This is a genomic window from Streptomyces sp. NPDC001617 (genome assembly GCF_053596855.1).
The window spans coordinates 1-3266 of record NZ_JBSFHA010000191.1 but is presented as its reverse complement, the minus strand read 5'-3'; the positions used below and the strand labels follow the sequence as shown (position 1 = coordinate 3266).

Sequence of the window (3266 nt, the reverse complement as noted above, 5' to 3'; positions counted from 1 at the left end):
ACTTCGCCCGAGCACGGTTCACTTCATGTGCGTCCACACCCTGACCATGCCCCCAAACAGCACCGCGAGACAGACCTAACGGAGCACTACTAGTGCCGCATCAGACAACCTTCGCCCTGTTGTGCGGTTGTGACCTGTACGGTCCTCGGATCGGGAGAGTAGGTCCGACTTGTGCGGTCGAGTCCTAATTGCTGGTTCCGTAGGCGGCCATGAACATGTCCAGCAGTCCGTCGACCGCGTCCTCGTCGATGGGGCGGGTTGACAGCAGGCTGCGGTAGTACAGCGTGCCGCACAGCACCTCGGCGGCGAATTCCAGATTCGCTTCCGCGGTCAGTTCACCGGTGCGCTGGGCGCGGGTGATTCGGTCGAGGGTGCTCTGCTCGACGGTGACCAGGAATCGTTCGTGCAGGGTCGCCCGCAGCGTTGAATCGGCCTGCGCCTCGGCGATGACTGCGCGGTAGACGGGGCCGATCGGCGGGCTGGAGAGGGCGAGGCCCGAGCGTAGGAACTGTTCGCGCAAATCCGCGCGGACGTCCCCGGTGTCGCGGTAGTCCAGGTCGCTGGTCCACACGCGGCTGAGCGCGTCGAGCAGCAGCGCCGCCATGGACGGCCAGCGCCGGTAGATCGTATGTTTTCCGACCCCGGCCCTTCGGCCGACCGCCTCGATGCTCAGGCCCGCGTATCCGACCTCCGCAGCCAGATCGAGGGTTACCTGCAGCAGCTCTTCGGTGCGCGCGGCGCCTCGGCGTCTCGGCGTGGCGGGCGTGTCGGTCATGCCGCCATCCTAACGGCACATGGCGTGCCGTTGACAATGTCGAGGGCTGCACGCAGTATTCAGAATCGATCGGCACGTCGCGTGCCGATGTCGGATGTGGCGGCACGTCGCCACCCACGCGCCCAAGATCCAGCACATCAGACCCTCAAAGGGAGATCTGTCATGAGCAGCACCGAAAGCAGCACGCACGAGGGATTCACGGCCGAGGAGCGGGCCGCGATGAAGGACCACGCCCAAGAGCTGAAGACGGCAGCCCGCCGCAGCTCGCGCGCGGACAAGGCGGCGGAGGCGGAGCGGGACGTGCTCGCGAAGATCGCCGAGATGCAGGACTCGGACCGGATCATGGCTGAGCGGGTCCATGGCGTCATCACAGCCAGCGCCCCGGCCCTCGCGCCGAAGCTCTGGTACGGGATGCCCGCCTACGCGCTGGACGGCAAGGTCGTGTGCTTCTTCCAGAGCGCGGAGAAGTTCAAGGCGCGCTACGCGACGCTCGGGTTCAGCGACCAGGCGAAGCTGGACGAGGGCACGATGTGGGCGGCCGGTTTCGCCCTGACCGAGGTGACGGCTGAGGTGGAGGCGCGGATCGGTGCGCTCGTGAAACAGGCGGTGAGCTAAGGCGCGCCCGGTGAACGGGCTGGGCCTGTGGCACCCTAGCGTGCTCGGCGGCCTGGCGCTGCTGGTACAGCATCTGCTGCGTGCCTTCACTGACGACGTCGAGGCGCCGGGCTGACCACAGCAGGTGGCAAATCCTGCCAACTTCATGCTCAGTCGCAGATGTGACGCGCCGTCCGGGTGCCGCTTCGGACGGCGCGCGTGCGCCAGGCTGGGCCGATGGCAGAGCGAGTGCGGGTCCGCGAGATCGATGACGCCGAGGGCAGACGGCTGCTGCGGATCATCCGCAGGGGCACCGGGTCGGTGGTGACCTGGCGGCGGGCCCAGATAGTGCTGCTGTCCGCCCAGGGCATGCCCGGGGCGAAGATCGCCGAGGTCACCGTCACCAGCGCGGACCGGATCCGGGACGTGATCCACAACTTCAACACCGACGGCTTCGACTCGCTCTACCCCCAGTACAAGGGCGGGCGGCCCAAGACCTTCACCCTCTCGGAACGCCGCGAGATCAAGAAGATCGCCAAGGCCAAGCCTGCCGAACACGGCCTGCCGTTTTCGACCTGGAGCCTGGCCACGCTGGCCGACTTCCTGGTCTCCGAGGGAGTGGTCGACGACATCAGCCACGAGGGCCTTCGGGTCCTGCTTCGTGAGGAGGGCGTCTCGTTTCAACGCGTGAATACCTGGAAGACCTCCCGCGATCCCGACTATGCCGCCCAGGCACTCGACCTTCAGGAAGACGCCGCCCGGGCCCTGGGCGACGACCTCCGCACCCAGATCGACGCCCTGCAGACCCAACTCCGTGAGGCCGAACTAGGTCTGGAACACCTCGCCATCGCCCGCACGACCATCACCGGCCTCGCCGATCGAATCCCGGCCCAGAGCGCCGACCCATCAGCAAGTCTGGAACTGCCCGAGCACCCGGACTACCCGCGCATCCTCGCCGTCTTCAACGACACCACCGGCCCACTGAGGGCCCGCGACATCTGCCAGGCCCTCGACTTCGAGCTCCTGCCGAAACACGTCGAAGGCACCCGCGCCAAGATGAAACGCCTGGTCACACTAGGAATCCTCACCGAGGCCGAGCCCGGCACCTTCAGCAAGAAGCAGTAACCAAGTCCGCAACGGACATCAGCTCACGAACCGCCGCCTGAGCGCCTCCGCCACGCCGCAAGGGCAGACCAGGTTAGGGAGTCCGCGAGATCGGCGCCCATTCATGGTCAAGGATGGCGTGCGCTACCGAGTCCCTCCACTGTCCAGCCTGGAGGATGTGTTCTCGGACGATGTCTTCTTCGATCATGCCAGCTGCCGTCATTGTCTTCGCAGAGGCCTCGTTGAGAGGTGATCGCGCACCCCAGATTCGGGGAAGTCTCAGCTCCTCGAAGCCGAGACCGAGAAAAACGGCGGCCGACGTGTCGACCGTGAACCGCTCCGGCCTTGTGGGACAGCCGCGTGCTTCGCGCAAGGGAGACCACCCGGCCCAGGACCAGGGCGACCCGTTGGGCGACGCCGTCCTGGCCGGCCGAATGTGGGAGCACGATGGTCACCGCCCGGTAATCGTACCCGTCCTGCTCCTCGTCAGCGGGTCTGGAGAACACCGCGCCACGGGCCGGCGAAACGGCACGGAGATCAGTCGATGTTGACCCGCCACCCCTCGTGGGGATCCCAGTCGAGAACCGCCGTGTACAAGGGCGAGTCGACGCCCCAGGTGGCAGACGCGTACTCAGGTTGAATCGGCGATGTCCGGTTCGTCGATCAGTCCGTCGAGATCCAGTCCGGTGGTCGGTAACCAGCCGACGATCAGGTGCGGCCGGTACTGGATCTTCTTCAGCTTCCGCTTGATGGCGCGGGTCAGGTGCGTGAGGTCGGCGGCGGCGAAGTCGGC

2 protein-coding genes and 2 pseudogenes are annotated in these 3266 nt (G+C 66.5%); 2 read left to right on the top strand and 2 right to left on the bottom strand.

Features of this window, described 5'->3' with window-relative positions; all coding sequences use genetic code 11:
* Positions 1-184: 184 nt before the first annotated feature.
* Positions 185-775, bottom strand: coding sequence for a TetR/AcrR family transcriptional regulator (locus ACWC09_RS52405; RefSeq protein WP_450859380.1), 591 nt, complete (start codon positions 773-775; stop codon positions 185-187).
* A 162-nt stretch (positions 776-937) separates the two neighbouring features.
* On the opposite strand from ACWC09_RS52405, the gene ACWC09_RS52400 reads away from it, so the two are divergent.
* Together ACWC09_RS52400 and ACWC09_RS52395 are read left to right on the top strand one after the other, a co-directional pair.
* Positions 938-1390, top strand: a complete 453-nt coding sequence (locus tag ACWC09_RS52400) for an iron chaperone (protein WP_450859378.1) — start codon at positions 938-940, stop codon at positions 1388-1390.
* A 216-nt stretch (positions 1391-1606) separates the two neighbouring features.
* Positions 1607-2143, top strand: a pseudogene (locus ACWC09_RS52395) (helix-turn-helix domain-containing protein); the annotation flags it as partial.
* A gap of 961 nt (positions 2144-3104) precedes the next feature.
* Here the strand turns inward: ACWC09_RS52395 and ACWC09_RS52390 are convergent.
* Positions 3105-3266, bottom strand: a pseudogene (locus tag ACWC09_RS52390) (IS630 family transposase); the annotation flags it as partial.

Bases quoted from the DNA above. Each gene is read 5' to 3' on its own strand.
- ACWC09_RS52405 (WP_450859380.1), bottom strand. From the start codon at position 775: ATGACCGACACGCCCGCCACGCCGAGACGCCGAGGCGCCGCGCGCACC.
- ACWC09_RS52400 (WP_450859378.1), top strand. From the start codon at position 938: ATGAGCAGCACCGAAAGCAGCACGCACGAGGGATTCACGGCCGAGGAG.